This window comes from Oleiphilus sp. HI0132 (assembly GCF_001635845.1).
The window spans coordinates 1-664 of sequence record NZ_LWGJ01000359.1; the positions used below are offsets into that span (position 1 = coordinate 1).

The following is a 664-nucleotide window of genomic DNA, read 5'->3' on the forward strand; positions in this document are numbered from 1 at the left end:
TACAGAAGCTCGAAGCCCATCCACCCACCTTACTCCGGAAGGCTGACTGTCGTGTTTGAGCAAAGCGAGGCTTTCGTTGATATCCGCATTGACGGTAATTTCTTCAAGCCTCTGATTATGGCCGAGGCGTATCTGCTCCATCTGTCGATCGAGAATTTGTAGCTCGTGTTTTCTGTCTTGTTTGTCTTGCCAGATTTTCAGCAAGTCAGGAAAAGCGCTTGAAATAAAGCCAAGTAGACTACCTAACAATGTGAGCATATTATTGTCCTCCGAACACTTTCAATTTGATGGCGGCACCTAGCAGTAATGTGGCTAGAATGCCAGTGGTGGCGACTTTGATTACCGTTTGCCATGCGGTTCGCCTAGCATCTCGCCAGGCTTCCAATAGGTCCCTAAGCTCTCGAATATCACGTGCGGCATGACCGTTTTCTAAACCCAGATGTGCCAATACTCGTTCAGCTCCTCGCTCGGCAGCGTTATTCAAAAGGCTCTCAAATTCGTCTTTTGGCATGACGACCATGCCGTTCTCTTTTTCTTTGGCAGGCGCCATTTATGCTCTCCTAAAACAACAAAACCGCCTCAGGGGCGGTTTCAACAATCAAGAATATTCAATCAGTTATTGGGGACTTCAGCATCACACCGTGTTTGCAGTCCGCTCGCATCG

2 protein-coding genes are annotated in these 664 nt (G+C 48.0%); both read right to left on the reverse strand.

Translation table 11 applies throughout. The features are described from left to right. A partial coding sequence (locus A3766_RS04425; RefSeq protein ID WP_197479314.1) for a hypothetical protein occupies positions 1–258 on the reverse strand: 258 nt, incomplete at its 3' end. Between the two features lies 1 nt (position 259). Beyond that, positions 260–550, reverse strand: a complete 291-nt coding sequence (locus tag A3766_RS04430; RefSeq protein WP_068641785.1) for a DUF6127 family protein — start codon at positions 548–550, stop codon at positions 260–262. Between the last annotated feature and the right edge of the window lie 114 nt (positions 551–664).